Genomic DNA, 1,096 nt, shown 5'->3' with positions numbered 1-1,096 from the left:
GATCTACCTGCCGGCCATCCCGCTCGCCCTGCTCACCGCCCTGATCGCCATTCCGCTGGTGACCGACTCGCGGGCGCCGGGAAGGCGGCACCTGGACTGGCCGGGACAGATCACCGCCGCCCTGGCCATCGTCGCTCTGGTCTTCGCCGTCATCGAGGGCGGCGCAGGCTCGTTCACCGACCCCGTCGTGCTCCTGGCGTTCGCCGTGGCCGCGCTCAGCCTCGCCGCGTTCCTCGTGATCGAGCGGCGGAGCAACTCGCCGATGCTGAGCCCCGCCCTGTTCGCCAGCCGCGGGTTCAACGCCACCGCCGTGATCGCCGCTGTCAGCTTCATGGGCGTGATCGGCAGCATCTTCGTGCTCAGCCTCTACCTCGGCCTGGTCCAGCAGCTGTCGACCATGGAAGCGGCGCTGCGGCTGCTGACCAACACGGCGGTCCCGGTCGTCGTGGGGCCGCTGATCGGCCGCCTCATGCACCGCGTGCACGTGCGCTGGCTGCTCAGCGCCGGCCTGTTCATCGCGGCGATCGCCCTGTTCCTCCTCAGCGGCGTCGACGCCGACACGTCCTTCGGACAGCTGAGCTGGCGGCTCGCGCTGTTCGGGCTGGGCCTCGGCGCGGTGCTGACCCCGATGACCGCAACCGCGGTCAGCTCCGTACCGTTCCAGCTGGCCGGCATGGCCGCGGCGGCAAACAACGCCTTCCGCCAGGTCGGCGGCGCGCTCGGCCCCGCCGTCCTGGGCGCCCTGCTGACCAGCAGGGCGGCCAGCTCCCTGCCCGGACATCTCGCCGACGCCGGGGTCAACGACGACCACCGGCAGGCCGCGACCGCGGCGATGGACGACAGTGGCTTCCAGGCGGTCGCCGCCGTCGACTACGGCGCTCAGCGGGACGTCGCTCTGAACGCCCTCGACAAGGCGTTCCTCGACGGCTTCCACCTGTCCCTGAGCGTGTCGGCCACGCTGATGCTCATCGCCGCCCTGGCCGCGGTCCTCCTGCTGGGCCACCCGCGCCCGGTACGCGACCCACAGCCAGCCGCCCAGCGACCCGAATCCGTCCCGGCCTGACCTCGCCAACCGAAGGACGGCGGCGTCAGCGGC

Annotated in this window: 1 protein-coding gene; it reads left to right on the top strand. The window is 72.3% G+C overall.

The window, feature by feature from the left end:
* A partial coding sequence (locus tag KBX34_RS33100) for an MFS transporter (RefSeq protein ID WP_210928996.1) occupies positions 1 to 1,063 on the top strand: 1,063 nt, incomplete at its 5' end.
* Positions 1,064 to 1,096: the final 33 nt, after the last annotated feature.

Source organism: Micromonospora sp. M61 (assembly GCF_018070245.1).
GTDB classification, from domain to species: Bacteria; Actinomycetota; Actinomycetes; order Mycobacteriales; family Micromonosporaceae; genus Micromonospora; species Micromonospora zamorensis.
Note: the sequence above shows the minus strand (reverse complement) of the source record. Positions and strands in the feature narration are given on the sequence as shown.